Below are 17,485 nucleotides of genomic sequence, written 5' to 3'. Positions count from 1 at the left end.
CCGCCCCTCCTGCTATTCAATCCCTACATCAGGCCATACAAGGCTGCGGCTGCACCATCCGCAGCGAGGCCACCAGCATGGCGAGGATCAGGCCGTAGATCAGCGGGATAGCGTACATCACCGCCTGCAAGCCAATCACCTGCTCCAGCAGGGCGCTGATGGCCGGGCTGAACATGGCCCCGGCGCTGCCGCTGATAAGGATATAGGAGACGTTCTTGCTCGATGCCTGGCGCACAAACGACACCCCGTAGGCGATAAAGGCGTTGTAGAGGGCCGCGCAGACAAAGCCGTAACCATAGGTGAGGTAAGGCAGCTGGCTCAGGTTGTCGGTGGTAACGATCAAGGTCGTCATCCCCATCGCCAGGGTAATGATCACCAAGAGAAAGGTGCGGATTGGAATGCGGGTCACGATAGCGGTCGAGACCAGGGCGCCGAGCAGGGCAGCCGTCCAGTACTGGGTAATGATGTTGCCCGCTTCCTCGAAGGGAATGCCGAACTTGTTCTTCACGAACATGGGCGCCCAGGTGAGGAAGGTGTAAAGCGCCAGCATGCCGAGAAATAGCCCCACCCCGCCGCTGATGATGCCGAGGTTCCACTCGGAGTGCTCGTTACCGGCGCTCTCGCCGCCCGCCTCGCAGGCCCTGAAGTTCGTCAGCACAGCCACCAGCATGGTGGCCAGCGCCACCACGCCCACCGCCAGATAGCTCCAGCTCCACGCCATGGCGTGGGTCAGGGTGTAGGTGGTGATGAGCGGAAAGACCACCCCGGCCACGTTGAAGGTGGCATCCTGCACCACCAGCATGGTGCTCTGCATCCGCGCCTTCCAGACGCTCACCACCAGGGTTCCCGCAATGCAGAGCCCCACCCCGCCACACAGGCCAATCACCGTCATGGCCGCCATCACCACATAGAGGGAACCGGTCAGATGGAGCGAGGCCGCCGCCAGCGCGATCAGGCCGTAGCAGAGCAGCGTCATCCGCTTGAGACCCACCTTCTCGATGAGGAAGAAGGCGGCAATGGTGCCCGCCAACGCCCCGCCGTTGAGCAGGGAGAAGATGGAGGCCACCTGATTGACGTCGGCGCCGAACTTGGCGGCGATGGGTTCGATCAGCATGCCGAACTGGGTCGCAAAACCGGCCATCACGAAGTTGGCCAGGAAGCTGATGGCAGTGAGGGAGAGCTTATTGTTCATATTGGATCTCTCATAGGGGTCAGGGTGCGTGCAGGGTTGGCGGTGCGGCTGCGCTTACAGCGCGGTATGCAGCGCCAGCTCGATCATCTGATTGAAGGAGAGTTGCCGCTCCTCGGCAGTGGTCTCTTCACCGGTCAGGCAGTGGTCGGAGACGGTCAGGATGGCGAGCGCCTCTATCCCCTGCTGATGGGCCAGCCCGTAGAGACCGGCCACCTCCATGTCGATGCCGAGCACGCCGAACTTCTCCAGCGCCGGAATGAGGTTTTCGTCCGGATCGTAATAGAGGTCGCCGGTGAAGATATTGCCCACCTTGACCGGAATGACCTTCTCCTGCGCCTTGGTAAACGCCTTGTGCAGCAGGGCGAAATCGGCCGAAGTCGCCATCTGGTAACCGGCGCTGCGCTTGGCATTGGTCGGGGAATCGGTGCCTGCCGCCTGCGCCAGAATGACGTCACGCATCTGCACGTGGCGCTGGGTCGCCCCCAGACTGCCGATACGGATGATCCGCTTGACCCCGAAGTCGTTCACCAGTTCGTGGGCATAGAGCACCATGGAGGGGATCCCCATGCCGTGGCCCATCACAGAGATACGCTGGCCGTTGTAGTAGCCGGTGTAGCCCAGCATATTGCGCACATTGGTCACCTCGCGCGCATCGGTCAGAAAGGTCTCAGCGATATAGCGGGCCCGCAGCGGATCCCCCGGCATGATGACGGTCTCGGCGAAATCGCCCGGGTTGGCATTGATATGAGCGGTCATTATGGTTGTGCTCCAGTTTGACTCGTGTGGATGAGCGCATCCTAGCCCCCGCCCCCTCGCCCCTTGCAGGACAAAAGTCCTGTTGCCCCGATCGAGATCCCAGTTCCGGCAACTTGTTGTCTGCTACGTTGCGTGCCGCATGCTTTCGACGTTGCTTGCTACGGCTTGCCCATCACAGTCACCCGCCATTCCTGACGCGCCGGGCAATCGGCATAAAAAAGCGGGAGGGCGACTGCCCTCCCGCTCGATAGACCCTGCTACTGACGCAACGGGCCGATGACATTGTTGGTTCTGCCGGTTGACGCTTTCACTGCGCCAACAAACGCTGGCCTAGCTCAGGTCATGCAGCGCCTTGCCAAGAGGAGGCGTTAGGCGCAGATCCGAAAAACGCACCGACAGCCCCTGCCGCTCCGGGGTGCAGCACATCACCCCGATAAAGCAGCGCTCGCTTGGCGGGAACGGTGCGAGGCGCAGCAGCGGCCACACCTTGCCATCGGTGGAGTATTGCAAACGCAGGCAATCTGCCAACCGGGTCAACCGCAGCCAGAAGCGGCGCGGATTGCCGGTGAAAATACCGGTGGCCCAGTCAGAGCACGGATTGGTGAGCACGCTGCCGATCATCGGCTGGGCATCGTTGTACTCGATCCCCGCTTTGAGCCAGTGCTCGTCGTCTTGCAGCAGCATCAGCCCAGCCTGATCGTAGAGAGTGGTGAACTCCCCCTCGACGCAGACCTGAAAGGTAAACTCCCCCACCACCTCGCAGCCATAGAGATGCCCGCTGTGGCGCTCGAAGCCATACCAGGTGCTGCGCCAAAAATCGGTCTGCTTGTCCGTTACCACCTGCAAACCGTCGTCTGTCTGGTGCCACTGGGCCGGTTCATTGAGCCAGCGCCACGCCGTCCCTTCCATCATCCTGCTCTGCTCCCTTTTATCCCGCGAAATCCCGCACAAATGCGACTCGCCAACGCCTCGTCCAGTAACGACAGGTTATGGCTGCGCCTCTGCGGAACCCATAAAAGGAGTCAATAGTGTCGCCATTGCCGCCCCGATACAAGCCTAGTGCCCAGCGCCATCAGTCCTCCCCAAAAAGCACGGGGGCCTGATGGCCCCCGCTAGCATGCACTGTCGACCTGTCGGCTTATGCCGATTTGACGCACTTCTGGACAAAGCTGTTCTTGGCCGCGCCCGCCAGCTTCTTGTCAGCGGCCGCCTTCTCGCACTGAGCTGTCTTGTCGGTGGCCGCGCCGGTTTTCACGCACTTCTGGATAAAGCTGTTTTTGGCGGCGCCAGCCAGCTTCTTGTCAGCGGCCGCCTTCTCGCACTGAGCTGTCTTGTCGGTGGCCGCGCCGGTTTTCACGCACTTCTGGATAAAGCTGTTTTTGGCGGCGCCGTTCAGCTTCTTGGCTGCGGCCTGCGCCTCGCACTGCAACTGGGCAGAGTCCTGGGCAAACGCCGTGCTGGTCAGCAACGCGCCGGTACAAAACAGGCCGAACAGGATGGCAATACGCTTCATATGACGTTCCTTATTGTGATGTGTTTGCAACAGCTGATTGTTGCCGCAGATCCCCCGCACCGCCAGCCAGAGCGGCAGGAAGCCGGGCAACCATCGCCCGCACTATAGCGCCGATTGGCAGAGCGGGATTGCCCCCAACCAGCCTTCTCCAACGGCAAGCACGCCACCCTATTCCCCCCACGCCCACCAACCCCAATAAAATCAAGGGCCATGGGAATCCGGCTCTCGGTCAGTGCGATTTGTTGAGCTGGCGCATAAAACGCAGATCTTCCTGATAGTTACGTCAATTTGTGACTGGTGAGACCAGATTCGATTGGCTTAACATAGCCATCCGGTGCCAATTGCTGCGATGGGCAGCAGCCCTCGTTGGTTAATGGAGCATTTTGGAAGCTGTAATCCACGGGCGGTAGCATTTTATTTGCACAGTAATTGATGCATTTCTTAGGTTGGCGCTGAGCGCAGCGAAGCCAACATACGTGATAATGGTTTATCGAATTTTATAAGTTTCCATAAATCAATATGGATGAATATAAAAAAGAGAAAAATAGGTGAATATAAAATGATTGAAGGACGCAATTTAGAAAACCTGGGTAGTGAAGATAGTGCTAAAAAAGCATTAGAAGCAATAATTGAGCATTTTGGTGAGGGTTGTTTAAAATGCAATAAGAAGCACAGACTACCAAAGCTTTGGATGCGTCAGGATAGACTAGCAACAGTTGAGCTATATATTCTTGGTTCATGCATATTAAACATTTCGATAAAGAATAAAGAGAATCAGAAAGCTCCTCACATGGTTTTTTTACAGAAATAATTTTCCTAGGAATGTTTGGCCTTCATCATTCAACCCTAACACCAGCTAAAATAGGAGCACCTGGATATGACTTCTCCGTCACGTTTCCTAATGAAATAGAGCATTTAATTTCCATTAAAAACATTGATGCATCAGAACCACAGAAAAAATTCCAACAAAGCTCTAGAAAACTGAGAAAAAATTGGATAGCAAAACTAAAGATCTTAAAGGTTAACTTAGGATTAAGAGTCGTAGCAACGCGAAATATAGATGATAATGACTTCGAAGAAATCATAGCAAGCGTTAAAAAATATGATCTTTCATCTGCAATAATACCTAATAGTTTTGATGAGTATATCAAGATCAGCACTTTCAATCTTCCCAATGATAATTATACCACCTCGGAAACTCTACCATCTGATCTAGTTCAAGTTTTCTGCCCTCCACCAGAATCAGAGTACAAGCGATATATCAGGAGAATTCATGATGCTATAGGGAACATAAAAAAACACACGAACAAAGATGCTAAAACATCACGAATTGTTTTTATCAGAGTTCATGTTAATGCAGATTACGACTTTATTGCAGACCAAGTAAAAGAACTTGTTAATAAAGAAGATAACATCGTTGATTGTATAATATGTTACCAGCCAAGTTATGTTAGGGATCAACATAATAACTCTCTAATTAATCACTGTATTAAAATAGAGGCATCCGCAGATTTTGCTTTAAAAATGGCAGGTGCTGACTGGTATAAAGTGACATTCCCGATTGGTTCAATTTCACAAAAACAATCAATTACTCAAATAATAGATTTGGAAACTGGATATGAAACGCAGTTATCTGCAAGTGATTATATCTTTCAACAAGGGGATTTCTACATCTCAGCTAAAAGTGACAATAAAGGAGGGGGGGTACTGTGACAACATCGGCTCTCCAGCCATAGGGATTAGAAAACATGGTGTTTTTAATGGGATGATAGTTACGCCAAAAGCAACTATAGAACACGAAGAACTACTAATTATATAAACTGTATGTACAGATCTAGTTATCCCCCCATAGCCAATACTCCCACTAAATACCCAAAATCGGGATCGTGAAAGACCAGAAGAAAAGATCCCGGTAGTAGGCTACCTTAATAAAAGATAGCTAGCGCCGCCTTTCCCTATTACCCCCCCCCCGTTACCGGGGGATTTTTATTTCTATCGGTTAGCTTGCGGCAAAGGCTCAAGCCACCAGAAACTCCCTTAACCGGGCAAACTCCGCTGACAGGTTATGGGAGAGCAGCGGCAGCTTGGCCAGGAAATTTAGGACACGGAAATTTAGGACACCCACCTTTCTGAACCAGCCACTGCTCGTGCTCGGCTGGCTATCTCTACAATAATGAATGCTGCTCCCAAGAAAACAGTAAAAATTGGGCAAGCAAGCAGCTTTACCTGACAGATCGCTTGTGCAAACGTTGCAATACCTGACACCGGAACACATGCCAAAAACAGGGATAAAATAGGGTCTAGCGGATTAGTATGGTGGCTGGTGACAGCGTTGTTGACCACAGTGGTGGGCGAACTGCTGGTAATGCGCCCAGTCTCCCTCTACGCAGATCCCTTGTCACCAAGATAGTGCCACTTGTCAGCTATGAAAAAACGGCAGTGGAATAACTTGCTCCCGATTTCTGGTTGCTCTCGACCTCAACACAGAAAACAAAAACCCCCCGATATCGGAGGATTTTTTATGGCTGCCATTCAGCGAAAGTAGGACACCAGCCAGCGAAATTAGGACACCCATATTTCTGAGCCAGCCGCCCCTCAGCTGGCTATTTTTACCATCACAAAAGCTAACGAAGAAAAAAGGTTAACATGGGGCAAAAAATTAGCTTTGACCTGGCAAAACGCTGGTGCTGGCGTGGCAATTCATCACATCGGAAAAGATGTCAAAAATAGGGGGTACGGAACTTACCGAATTATTCCAGTGGCTGATGACATCGTTGTTGACCACAGTGGTGGGCGAACTGCCGACAATGCGCCTTATCTCCCACAACTCGAATCCCTTGTCGCCTAAACAGGGTCACCTGTTTCAGCCATCGGGTACCATCAAGGCCCAACCGTACCAAAATTGGAGCCATGTGGGCCGGAATATAACCCCGCTTGTCGGTCCGAATTGCACGGCCGGTCCAGTCAACCAGCATCAGATAGTCAGACAAGGTATAGGGCAGGCCGTCAGGTTCGAACTTACTGGCAAACGGCAGCAATAGTGGTGGCAAAACATCGGTGCCGGGATCTTTCTCGAGACGCTGTTTGATACTGGTGTAATCACTCTGCTCGGGCCGGTCGGCCAATCCAGCCCGTATCGGGTTGAGGTCCACATACGCCATGCAGGCCAGAAGGGCTGACTCGGTGAGCAGTGCCTGACTTTTGAAGCGCCCTTCCCAGAAATGGCCCTTGCAGCCATCTTCCCGATTGGCCTGCCGTGCCAGGGTTTCATTGAGCAGCCGCACAAACCAGCTGATGGAATAAAGCCGCTCCCGCCATTCCTCTATCAGTTGCTGCACCACCATAAGTTCGGGCTCAATCAAGGATTCCCCTTGATACCAGCGCCGTACCAACAACGGCCATTGGAACAGCGCAGCCCAGCGCTTGGCCACCTCCCACTCGCTCCAGCTGGAGGCGGTATCCTGCTCCACCTTGAGCACTAAGTGATAGTGGTTGCTCATCACCGCATAAGCACAGACGCTGATGGCAAATAGCCGCGACAGTTGCCCTAACTTGTCGACTACCCACTGGCGCCTGTGCTCGTAACTCTGACCGGAATGGGCATCTTCCCCGCACAGAAAAGCCCGCCGCACACAGCGGCTGACCACATGGTAGTAAGGCGTATCCTGCAGACTGATTTGACGTGAACGGGCAATAGTCATGGCTCCCCCCTCGACAGTGACCTCTCATCTCAAGCCAAGTACAGCGCTATGCTGTTGTCAAAAAGGTGGGTGTCCCAATTTGAAAGATGTCAAAAAGGTGGGTGTCCCAATTTGAAAGATTTGGTCAAAAAGGTGGGTGTCCCAATTTGAAAGTCTCCCAATTTGAAAGTCTGGTGTCCCAATTTGAAAGTCTCAGCGGGTTTTTCCCACGATTTTTATTTTTCTGCATGCCGCCGTTATGGCGGGAAAAACGTGCATCAGATCAGCGCTGACCCCTAGTAACCTCTGACAAGCGCTTGTCGTTCAGCAGCTTATTGATAGCCTGCCATTCGGGGGCTTGTACTAGCCCTCACTCTGCGATGGCCCCTGATGAGCGCTCAGGCAGAAGACGTGGGGTCCACCGCTGCCAGCAGCGCAGTGCCGTAGGAGTTGTCTATGGTGCAGCGCCACTGCCCATCGGTTTCTTTGCGAAACACATAGGTGGCGCGGCGGGTTTCATCAGTCAGGCCCCCCTGACCATCCGGGTAATTGAGCCGGGTCTCCATGATCACCAAGGCATTGTCGGCCCCCTCGATCACCTCCATGGCGCCCTGCTCCACCTTGAGCTGCCCCTGAAAGTAATCCGAGATCGCAGTGAAGGCGCGGCGGATGCCGGGAATGCCGCGCACCACCATGCCGGGCTTGACCACTAGGCCTGCATCCTCGGCGTAGAAGGCCATCAAGGCGTCGAAATCGCGCCGGGAGATGGCGGCATCGCAGGTCTCGATGAGAGTTCGAAGGGGATGCTGACTCATCTTCACTCCTTATATGGGGCGGCTTGCCCGCCCTGTCACAGATAGAAAGCAACGGATAGAAAAATCCCCCGAGGTCGGGGGATTGGCAATCAACTTAACCGAGCAGGAAGGCCCTTAGGCGAGCAAACTCCGCTGGCAGGTTGTGTGACAGCAGCGGCAGCTCGGCGTGCTTGGCAAGCGGGCCGGGCAGCGGCACATCGAGATTCAGGATCTCGTCCACCGACTCCTTGAACTTGGCCGGATGGGCGGTGCAGAGGAACACCCCTACTTCGTCCTCGGCAAGCTGCTCGTTCAGCAGGTCCCAGGCAATGGCGCCGTGGGGCTCGCACAGGTAATCCAGCTGGTGCAGACGCTTGAGCGCATCGCGGGTCTGGGCGTCGTCACGCATGCCGGAGCCCAGCGTTTCCAGCGCCCAGCCTTCGCGGCGGCAGAGCTCTTCTACTCGTGGCCAGTTGTTGGGGCGGCTGACATCCATAGCATTCGACAGAGTCGCCACTGTCTGGTGTGGCTCCCACTGACCGGATTTCAGGTAGCGCGGCACTGTGTCGTTGGCGTTGGTGGCGGCGATAAAGCGCTTCACCGGCAGCCCCAGCGCCTTGGCAATCAGGCCCGCGGTGAGGTTGCCAAAGTTGCCGGACGGCACGCTGATGACTACCTTGGCGCGGTCGGCCTTGGACAACTGGGCCACCGCCTCGAAGTAGTAGCAGACCTGGGCCAGCAGGCGGCTGATGTTGATGGAGTTGGCGGAGTTCAGGCCGATGGCGGTCTTGAGCCCTTCGTCATCGAAGGCATCTTTGACCAGCGCCTGACAGGCATCGAAGTCGCCATCGATGGCGATGGTGCGGATGTTGCCGCCGAGGGTGCAGAAGAGCTTCTCCTGCAGCGGGCTGATCTTGCCCTTGGGATAGAGGATCACCACTTCAATCCCCTCCAGCCCGTAGAAGGCGTGGGCCACGGCGGCGCCAGTGTCGCCGGAGGTAGCGGTCAAGATGGTGATCTTGTCATTTGTTCTGAACGCAGCCAGGCACTGGGCCATAAAGCGACCGCCAAAGTCCTTGAATGCCAGGGTCGGGCCGTGGAACAGCTCAAGGGCATAAGTGCCATCTTTCAATTTGACCAGCGGTGCCGGGAAGGTGAAGGCGGCATTGATCAGCTCGCTTACCTTGGCGGCGGGCACTTCGTCCCCCAGCAGGTGGCTGATGATGTGGGCAGAACGTTCGGCCAGCGGCAAATCCAGCAGGGCATCCACATCGGCCAGCGGCGCGATCACTTCGGGGAAGAAGAGCCCCTGATCGCGACCCAGCCCCTGACGCACCGCCTGCGCGAAGCTCACCTGTTCACTCTTGTCCTTGATATTGTAAAGATTCATAGCTCGCTTCCTGTTACCCGTGCCCCGGCCATGTCCAGTTTGCAGACCCGGGCAAATCCATCTTCGTTCTGCACAAAATGTGCGTCCATCCAATCCTTCATGCGCTCGGCCTGGGCCAGATCCTTCATCACCACGAAGACGCTGGGGCCTGAGCCGGAGATGCCGGTGGCCAGGGCCCCGTTCTGAGCCGCCTGGGCTCGCACCTCGTTGAAACCTTCGATAAGCGCCGCGCGGTAGGGTTCGGCAATCACGTCTTTGAGCACGCTCGCCGCCAGCCCCTCCTGCCCTGTGTAACTGGCATGCACGAAGGCCGCCAGGCGGCGGCCATAGGTGAGGCAATCCTGGCGGCGATACTGGGCCGGCAGTATGGCGCGGGCGGCGGCGGTGGAAACCACTGTGCCCGGGTAGCAGACCACCCAGTACCACTCGTCAAACACCGGAATGCCCTGGCTGATGACGCCGTGCTCTTCGAGCACCAGCTGCATACCGCCGAGATAGCAGGGCGCCACATTGTCGTAGTGGACCGAGCCGGAGATCTTGCCTTCCATCTCCCCCATCAGCAGCAGCAGGTCGTGCTCATCAAGCGGCTCACCGTGGAAGGCGTTGAGCCCTTCCAGTGCCGCCACCACGCTGCAGGCGCTGGAGCCCAGACCGGATCCCACCGGCAGGTTCTTCTCCAGCACCATCGCCAGCGGCTTGAGGGTCAGGCCGCGCTTCTCCAGGGCCTCCCCATAGGCGACCCAGCAGTCATAGAGGATGTTCTTCTTGGGATCATCCGGCAGCTTGTGGGCATAGCGGCCCACGGAGGAGAGGGCAAACGCCACATCAGCAGCCTTTACCTGGACGCGATCCCCCAGCAGGGAGCCATCCACGGGGGCGAGCGCCGCCCCCAGTACGTCAAAGCCCACGCTCAGATTGGCGCTGGAGGCCGGGGCATAGGCGACCACGCTGCCGCCCTGCGCCATGGCATCTTGTTCAAAATCGGGGTTCATCGCTGAACTCATGTTACAACTCCTGCTTCCAGTTCTGGGTGCGCAGCACGTCGGCAAAGACGCCGGCGGCAGTCACTTCGGTACCGGCGCCATAGCCGCGCAGCACCAGCGGGATCGGCTGGTAGTAGGTGGAGAAGAAGGCGAGCGCGTTCTCCCCGTCTTTCACCTTGAACAGGGGCTCGTCGGCACCGACCGCCTTGATGGCGACCTTGCACTTGCCACCCTCGATGGAACCCACGTAGCGCAGCACCTTGCCCTCGCTCTGAGCCAGGGCGAACTGATCGCGGAACCAGCCATCGGCTTCCGGCAGACGAGCCATAAAGGACTCCACATCGCCGCTCACATCAAAGCCAGGGGGCAGCGCCTGCTCCACTTCCACATCGGAAAGCTCCAGCGCCATGCCGGCTTCGCGAGCCAGGATCAGCAGCTTGCGCGCCACATCCATGCCGTTGAGATCGTCGCGGGGATCCGGCTCGGTAAAGCCGTTGCCGCGAGCGATTTTGGTCGCCTCGGAGAAGGCCATGCCCTCATCCAGCTTGCCAAAGATAAAGGAGAGCGACCCGGACAGCACGCCATCAAAGGCGCGCAGCTTGTCACCGGCCTTGATCAGGTTCTGCAGGTTCTCGATAACCGGCAGGCCAGCGCCCACGTTGGTTTCGTACAGGAACTTGCGGCGAGTCTGGCGGGCGGTGCGGCGCAGCGCCTTGTAGTAATCGAGCGACCCTGTGTTGGCCTTCTTGTTCGGGGTGACCACATGGAAACCGGCGGCCAGGAAATCGGCGTACTGCACTGCAATAGCTTCGGAGGAGGTGCAATCGACGATCACCGGGTTGATGAGGTGGCTCTCTTCCACCAGCTTTTGCACCGCTTCCAGGCTGAAGCTGTCACGGGCTTCCACCAGCTGTTCACGCCAGTTTGCCAGCGCCAACCCATCCTTGTTGACCGCCATCTGGCGGCTGTTGGCGATGCCTACCACCCGCAGACCTGTGCCCTGCTCGGCCAATACCGGTTGCTGGCGGGCAATCTGATCCACCAGGGCCGCGCCGACGCCACCGACACCGACCACAAAGAGGTCGATGAACTGCTGGCTGCCGAAGAAGTTCTGGTGACAGGCCTTGATGGCTTCCGCCACCTTGCGATCCCGCACCACGGCGGAGATGGAGCGCTCGCTCGAGCCCTGCGCGATGGCGACGATATTGATGGAAGCTTGCGCCAGGGAGGTGAAGAAGCGGGCTGCCATCCCCTTGCTGGTGCGCATGCCGTCACCGATGAGGGAGATGATCGCCAGATCGCTGATGATATCCAGTGGCTCCAGCAGCTGGTTTTTGAATTCGAGCTCGAACTCCCGCTCCAGCACCTTGCGGGTCTTCTCCTGGTCATAGCTGTGGATACAGAAGCTGACGCTGTACTCGCTCGATGACTGGGTGATGAGGACGATACTGACCCCGGCGCGGGAGACGGCAGAGAAGATGCGGCCGGCCATGCCCACCATGCCCTTCATGCCAGGGCCGGAGACGTTGAACATGCACATGCCGGAGAGATCCGAGATGGCCTTCACTTTCAGGTCATCATCCCCCTGCTCGACGCCGATCAAGGTGCCCGGCCCCTGCGGGTTGAAGCTGTTCTTGATGAGGCAGGGAATGTGGAACTGGGCCACGGGGGCGATGGTTTTCGGGTGCAGCACCTTGGCGCCAAAATAGGAGAGCTCCATCGCCTCTTTATAGGAGAGGGTCTTGAGCAGGTAGGCGTCCGGCACCAGACGAGGGTCGCAGTTGTAGCAACCTTCCACGTCGGTCCAGATCTCGCAGCATTCTGCATCGACACAGGCGGCCAGTACGGCGGCGGAGTAATCCGAGCCATTGCGCCCCAGCAACACGGTTTCACCCTTGTCGCTGCCACCGGTGAAGCCCGGCATCAGGTGCAGGCATGACTCTTTTCCAGCGGGGCCCTGCCCCTCTACAGCTGGACGCAGCCCCTTGGCGGCAAAGCGCAGGCGGGAGGCTTCGATGTCGACATGGGCTTCCAGATAACCGCCGTCGGTGACCAGCAGTTGCTCCGGCACTATGATATCCAGCTCGAGGCCACGCACCCGCAGCAACTCGTGCATGAAGGCAATGGAGAGGTTCTCCCCACGGCTCAGGATGCGGGCCTGCACGTTGTCCGGGCAGAGGCCCAGCAGACGAATGCCCTGCATCAGCCGCTCGACCTGATCCAGCTCGGCAGTGAGACGGGCCAGCAGCGCCTTGTCATCCAGCGCCGGATAGGCCGCCTTCAACCCGGCCAGCAGGCGGGAGAAGATGCCGTTGATTTCAAACAGGGTGGAACTGGCATCCATGCCGCGACTGGTCTGCTCCACCAGGGCGACCAGATGATTGGTCACCTTGGCCGGTGCCGACAACACCAGGGCAACCTGGGATTGGCCGTGGGTATTGACCGCGATATCCGCTACCCGTAAAAAACGCTCTGCATCGGCCAGTGACGACCCGCCAAACTTCAACACTCTCATCGCTTTCTCTCCCTGTAAATCTATGAATTTCAATCTAAAAACCAATCCAACAAAAAGGCCCGTACTGGGTGGGTACGGGCCTTTTCTGATTTCTGTGCTTGTTCGTCAGCGCATCAACCGGCCCCAGTGCCACCTGTGGTGGTACCGGTAATAATGGTGGTGGTGATGACGTTGGTGAATAACTGCATGACGAACACTCTTGAACGAAGCTGGCTTTTAGCAATACCGCGCCGGGCGCCGGGCTGTCAACTTAAACCTCTTTGCCAAATCGGCGAGCAAGGTCTTTGCAGAGCAGATGCAGCATGTTCAAATCCCGCTGTGGCAGCATGGGCACCCGGTCCATCACCCATTGATGCAGTTTTTCATCCTGCGAAACTCCGAGTTCACCAAGTATTTCTGCTGTTTTGTGTTTCAGTACGCGAACCTGTCCGACGCTATCAAAATTTTCTGCTACTGCTTGTGGCTCATCCAGCAACTGGCTCATCTCGTAGGCATACAGCATGATCGCCTGCCCCAGGTTCAGGGACGGGTAGCTCACCTTGAGGGGCAGATAGCTCAGCAAATCCGCATGGGCCAGCTGCTCATTGGAAAGGCCTGACTCTTCACAGCCAAACACGATGGCGACTTTGTTGAGAGACGGCTTGGCACGGATTTGATCGCGAATTTCCCCCGGCGTGAGGTAGTGCTGATAACGGCCGCGCTGACGGGCCGTGGTGGCGATCACCAGATCCATGTCGGCCAGTGCCTCTGGCAAGGTGTCGAACGCCTCGGCCTGGGTCAAAATCTCCTGCGCCCCATGGGCCACCCAACTCGCCTCTTCCTCTTCGTGTACCCGGCTCGCCACCAGTCGCATGGCATCGAAGCCCATGGTTTTCATGGCGCGGGCAGCGGCCCCGACATTGGGTGCCCGGGCAGGTGCCACCAGTACAAAATAGAGCTTCATTGGGTTTCCTCTTGGGCTGGGCCGACATCTGAAACAGGCTGCAAACCGTCGGCAAAACAGGGGCGCAATCTACCGTTTATCCCCCAAAATTGCCACTTGAACAGATGTTTGAATGTTGCCATAGTAGCCAGACGTGTGAACAAACTGCCAGCCATTCCCGGCATGAATGCCGTGAGTGATTGAGCGCTTGCAGGGCAAGGACAGGACGACAGACCAGCCCCGGACTCAGCCGCCATACCGGCCGACACATCACAAGGAAGAGAGAGATGCAGCAGCCATTGGAACAGACCGTCGCCGAGACGATCTTGCAACGCTTCGAGTCGTTTTACAGCCGGTTTCTCGAAATAACCCAGGGCAGCAAGAGCCGCTTCGAAAACAGTGACTGGCTGGGAGTACAGCTGGCCGGACGCGAGCGCATTCGCCTCTATGATCACCACGTCGGCGCCACCACGGCCCTGATCAAGCAGATGATGGGGGAGCATCACGCCACTCAGGAGCTGCTCAAACGGGTAAAAGGCGCCTTCAGTGATCTGCTGCCCCGTTGTGACAACTTCGAAGTGGCGGAGTCCTTCTTCAACTCCGTCTATCGCCGCATCTTCCGCCATCGCAACATCCGCGACGAGAACCTCTACATCCATCCGTTTCGCAGCCGGGGTGAGCATCCCGACTTGAGCGCCCTGCTGCGGGTCTATCGCACTGACCTCACCCATCTGCCCCAGACCCTGAGCCAGATGCTGGGGGATTACAGCTTCACCCTCCCCTATGAAGACAAGCAGCGCGACATTGTCGACATCCACCGCCATCTTGCCGAGAACGGCCCGCAGATCCTGCATGAAGAGCCCTTCGCCATCGAGCTGCTCAAAGAGGTGTTCTACCGCAACAAGGGCGCCTATCTGGTGGGACTTATTCGGGTGAAGGGGCAGGTGTTCCCCTTCATTCTGCCGCTGCTCAGCACAGGCCAGAGCATCTATGTGGATACCGTCATCTTCGAGCCGGAGCTGGCCTCCATCGTGTTCGGCTTCGCCCGCGCCTACTTCATGGTCTACGCCCCTGTGCCGGCGCTGTTTGTGGTGTTTCTGCGCCAGATCATGCCCCACAAGCCTGATTATGAGATCTACAACGCCATCGGCTGCCAGAAGCACGGCAAGACTGAGCTCTATCGTCACTACCAGCAACACCTGGCCCAGAGCCGGGAACAATTTGTCATCGCCCCCGGCATCAAGGGGATGGTGATGAGCGTGTTCACCCTCCCCTCATACGACGTTGTGTTCAAGGTGATAAAAGACGAGTTCACCCCCCCTAAGGATGTGAGTCACGAGCAGGTGCGGGCGAAATACCGACTGGTAAAACAACACGATCGGGTGGGCCGCATGGCCGATACCCAGGAGTTCACCAACTTCGAGTTTCCCCTGGATCGCATCTCGCCCGAGCTGCTGGCAGAGCTCAAGACGGTGGCGCCCTCGGCGCTTACCATCACCAGTGACAAGCTGGTGATCAAGCACCTCTACACAGAGCGCAAGATGATCCCGCTCAACCTCTATCTGGACAAGGCGGACGAGCAGCAGACCCGGCTCGCGCTGGAGGAGTACGGCAACGCCATCAAGCAGCTGGCGGCGGCCAACATCTTCCCGGGAGACATGCTGTTCAAGAACTTCGGCGTCACCCGCCACGGCCGGGTGGTGTTCTACGACTACGACGAGATCTGCTACATGACGGAGTGCAACTTCCGCCAGATCCCGCCACCGCGCTACCCGGAAGATGAATGGAGCGCCGAACCCTGGTATTCGGTGGCCCCCAACGACATCTTCCCCGAGGAGTTCGCCACCTTCCTGCTGCAAAAGCCCCAGGTGCGGGAGATCATGATGCAGCTGCACAAGGAGATGTTCGACGCCAACTACTGGAAGATGCTGCAGAGCAACATCAAGGTGGGGGTGTTCGAGGATGTCTATCCCTATCGACGCAAGAAGCGCTTCAAGTTTCAGCGAGGGGGATGAAGAGGCGAGCCTCGCCTTGCTGCCAACTTGGGATGCAATGCATCTTGCGACGGCAGAGCCGGGAGTCTTGCCACAACGCTATGGCGCAGTATTGAAAAGGGACGCCGTTGCGTCCCTTTTTGATGGCAGCTGCCGGCTCACGCTACGACAACCCCTGACAGAAATATCAGTTATTTGGCCACAGGCATGGCATCGAAAGTGAGCAGTGCAACCTTGTTGGCATCGCTCAGCACCAGCTGCTTGCCGCTTACCTTGAAGGTCGCCACCTTCTCCAGTTGCTGCAGATAGATCATCTCTTTGCCCGCCAGATCACCCGGGCACATCATGCGGGTCGAGCCCATGGCACCCAGCGTCAATACGCCGTCACCCTGCTGGGTGATACCGCCAAAATAGCGGTTGCAGCCGCCCTTGCCCGCCACCTTGTCACCCGCTACTTGCAGGGTGAAGGTATCATCGCTCGCACCTTGCAGTTGCCAGGTAGACGCTTGCAGCGCAGCCAGATTGGAACCAGTGGTCATGGCGCAGCCTCCCAGAGCCAATGCGGCCAGCAGGGTCAGTTTCTTGTTCATGGGTTCACCTCTTGATATAAGCGAAATAGGGGAAGGAACGTGATGATGGTGGCCTGTTTATCACGAGACCGAGGCAGATTAAAACTCTTTTATTGTGATCTCCGTTCCCTTTACTACCAACTGGCATGTGCCATGCTTGTATTCCTGTTCCGGACCCAGGGAGGGGAAAAGAATGGTTAAATCACTCATCGTCACACTGGTTTCATGCTTAAGCCTCAACGCTCAGGCCGCCGACTGGGATTTCCTCAAGAGCGAGGCTGACAGCCAGCTCTACGTCAAAAGCTACTCAGGCGTGCTGCTCGACAGCCAGACTCATCACAGCGACAGTTTCGACCTCTGGCTCATCAACACCGGCTATCAATATCCGATCATGGATGACGTCAGTCTCTACATGGAAGCAGGCCCGGCCATAGGCCCGCACAGCGAACAGTCCGGCTACAACCTGAGCTCGGGGGTGCGCTACCAGTTCTCCCCCACATTGAACATCGGCAGTCAGCTCAAACAGCTGGAAGTGCACAAGGCCAGCACACTGCTGGAGCTCAACACCAGCCTGCTGCTCACACCACAGCTTGCCATCACGGCCAACTACGGCGTGAGTGCATTCAGTACTGAGCACTCCCTCAGCCTGGGCGTAGGCTTCAACTTCTGACCGATCAGATAAGCCGGGTGGCACTGACCAGTACGCCGTTGAGGTCGGCGTAAACATAGTCACCCGGATGTATGGTCACACCGGCAAACGACACCACGGCATCCAGCTCTCCCTTACCCAGCTTCTCTGTTTTGACCGGGCAAGCTGCCAACGCCTTGACTCCCAGCGCCAGGGTTGCCAGTGTCCCCACATCGCGCACAGCGCCAAAGATCACTATTCCCTCCCAACCCTGCTCCGCCGCCTTGATGGCCAGCTGATCGCCGAGCAAAGCACGGCGCAACGAGCCGCCGCCATCAATCACCATCACCCTCCCCTGACCGGGACGGTTGACCAGCTCTCGCACCAGGCTGTTGTCTTCATAACAGGAAAGCGTGACCGCCTGGCCATAAAACAGCGGCTTGCCACCAAAATCGTGAAACAGTGGATCGGCGACTTGCAGGGCATCACCGTATTGATCGCAGAGGTCGGGCAGTAGATCCAGCATCATAAGCTTCCTTCCATGGACAT

General features: G+C 57.0%; 16 protein-coding genes. 4 read left to right on the top strand and 12 right to left on the bottom strand.

Features of this window, described 5'->3' with window-relative positions:
* Positions 1-28: 28 nt before the first annotated feature.
* The 4 genes from tsgA to AC1P02_RS11640 form a co-directional block, all read right to left on the bottom strand.
* Positions 29-1,192: an MFS transporter TsgA gene (tsgA, locus tag AC1P02_RS11655; RefSeq protein ID WP_485182265.1), complete on the bottom strand. Its 1,164-nt coding sequence runs from the start codon at positions 1,190-1,192 to the stop codon at positions 29-31.
* Between the two features lie 54 nt (positions 1,193-1,246).
* Positions 1,247-1,948 (bottom strand): purine-nucleoside phosphorylase, encoded by a 702-nt coding sequence (deoD, locus tag AC1P02_RS11650; RefSeq protein WP_485182263.1) that lies wholly within the window; start codon positions 1,946-1,948, stop codon positions 1,247-1,249.
* 330 nt (positions 1,949-2,278) lie between these two features.
* Positions 2,279-2,860: a DUF1349 domain-containing protein gene (locus AC1P02_RS11645; protein ID WP_485182262.1), complete on the bottom strand. Its 582-nt coding sequence runs from the start codon at positions 2,858-2,860 to the stop codon at positions 2,279-2,281.
* 226 nt (positions 2,861-3,086) lie between these two features.
* The gene (locus AC1P02_RS11640; protein ID WP_485182261.1) at positions 3,087-3,461 is read right to left on the bottom strand and encodes a hypothetical protein; all 375 of its coding nucleotides are present in this window, start codon (positions 3,459-3,461) and stop codon (positions 3,087-3,089) included.
* A 523-nt stretch (positions 3,462-3,984) separates the two neighbouring features.
* Here AC1P02_RS11640 and AC1P02_RS11635 point away from each other — a divergent pair.
* Together AC1P02_RS11635 and AC1P02_RS11630 are read left to right on the top strand one after the other, a co-directional pair.
* Positions 3,985-4,272, top strand: a complete 288-nt coding sequence (locus tag AC1P02_RS11635) for a hypothetical protein (RefSeq protein ID WP_485182260.1) — start codon at positions 3,985-3,987, stop codon at positions 4,270-4,272.
* Positions 4,273-4,283: 11 nt separating this feature from the next.
* A complete protein-coding gene (locus AC1P02_RS11630) occupies positions 4,284-5,174 on the top strand; it encodes a hypothetical protein (protein WP_485182259.1) in 891 nt (296 codons plus the stop codon).
* A 1,037-nt stretch (positions 5,175-6,211) separates the two neighbouring features.
* On the opposite strand, the gene AC1P02_RS11625 is transcribed toward AC1P02_RS11630, so the two are convergent.
* The 6 genes from AC1P02_RS11625 to AC1P02_RS11600 form a co-directional block, all read right to left on the bottom strand.
* Positions 6,212-7,162 (bottom strand): transposase, encoded by a 951-nt coding sequence (locus tag AC1P02_RS11625; RefSeq protein ID WP_485182258.1) that lies wholly within the window; start codon positions 7,160-7,162, stop codon positions 6,212-6,214.
* Between the two features lie 377 nt (positions 7,163-7,539).
* Positions 7,540-7,956 carry a YybH family protein gene (locus tag AC1P02_RS11620; RefSeq protein ID WP_485182257.1) on the bottom strand — a complete coding sequence of 139 codons (417 nt, stop codon included), beginning with the start codon at positions 7,954-7,956 and terminating at the stop codon, positions 7,540-7,542.
* Between the two features lie 94 nt (positions 7,957-8,050).
* Complete coding sequence (thrC, locus tag AC1P02_RS11615) at positions 8,051-9,325, bottom strand: threonine synthase (RefSeq protein WP_485182256.1); 1,275 nt, start codon at positions 9,323-9,325, stop codon at positions 8,051-8,053.
* Positions 9,322-10,290 carry a homoserine kinase gene (gene thrB / locus AC1P02_RS11610; RefSeq protein WP_485185448.1) on the bottom strand — a complete coding sequence of 323 codons (969 nt, stop codon included), beginning with the start codon at positions 10,288-10,290 and terminating at the stop codon, positions 9,322-9,324. The genes thrC and thrB overlap by 4 nt, the downstream gene beginning before the upstream one ends.
* Before the next feature lie 40 nt (positions 10,291-10,330).
* On the bottom strand, positions 10,331-12,823 hold the full coding sequence (thrA, locus tag AC1P02_RS11605; RefSeq protein WP_485182255.1) for a bifunctional aspartate kinase/homoserine dehydrogenase I: 2,493 nt from the start codon (positions 12,821-12,823) through the stop codon (positions 10,331-10,333).
* A gap of 250 nt (positions 12,824-13,073) precedes the next feature.
* A complete protein-coding gene (locus tag AC1P02_RS11600) occupies positions 13,074-13,766 on the bottom strand; it encodes a tRNA/rRNA methyltransferase (RefSeq protein ID WP_005312418.1) in 693 nt (230 codons plus the stop codon).
* A gap of 266 nt (positions 13,767-14,032) precedes the next feature.
* On the opposite strand from AC1P02_RS11600, the gene aceK reads away from it, so the two are divergent.
* Positions 14,033-15,760: a bifunctional isocitrate dehydrogenase kinase/phosphatase gene (gene aceK / locus AC1P02_RS11595; protein ID WP_485182254.1), complete on the top strand. Its 1,728-nt coding sequence runs from the start codon at positions 14,033-14,035 to the stop codon at positions 15,758-15,760.
* A gap of 170 nt (positions 15,761-15,930) precedes the next feature.
* Here aceK and AC1P02_RS11590 read toward each other — a convergent pair whose 3' ends face one another.
* The gene (locus AC1P02_RS11590; protein WP_485182253.1) at positions 15,931-16,329 is read right to left on the bottom strand and encodes an META domain-containing protein; all 399 of its coding nucleotides are present in this window, start codon (positions 16,327-16,329) and stop codon (positions 15,931-15,933) included.
* Between the two features lie 172 nt (positions 16,330-16,501).
* Here AC1P02_RS11590 and AC1P02_RS11585 point away from each other — a divergent pair, with 172 nt between their 5' ends.
* Entirely contained in the window at positions 16,502-16,978 is a 477-nt protein-coding gene (locus AC1P02_RS11585) for a hypothetical protein (protein WP_058395661.1), read from the top strand.
* Positions 16,979-16,982: 4 nt separating this feature from the next.
* On the opposite strand, the gene AC1P02_RS11580 is transcribed toward AC1P02_RS11585, so the two are convergent.
* The gene (locus AC1P02_RS11580; protein WP_485185447.1) at positions 16,983-17,462 is read right to left on the bottom strand and encodes a putative 4-hydroxy-4-methyl-2-oxoglutarate aldolase; all 480 of its coding nucleotides are present in this window, start codon (positions 17,460-17,462) and stop codon (positions 16,983-16,985) included.
* Between the last annotated feature and the right edge of the window lie 23 nt (positions 17,463-17,485).

The sequence above is a fragment of the Aeromonas sp. TS_SC_11 genome, from assembly GCF_057318915.1.
The sequence above is the reverse complement of the archived record's forward strand: the minus strand, read 5'-3'. Positions and strand labels throughout refer to the sequence as shown.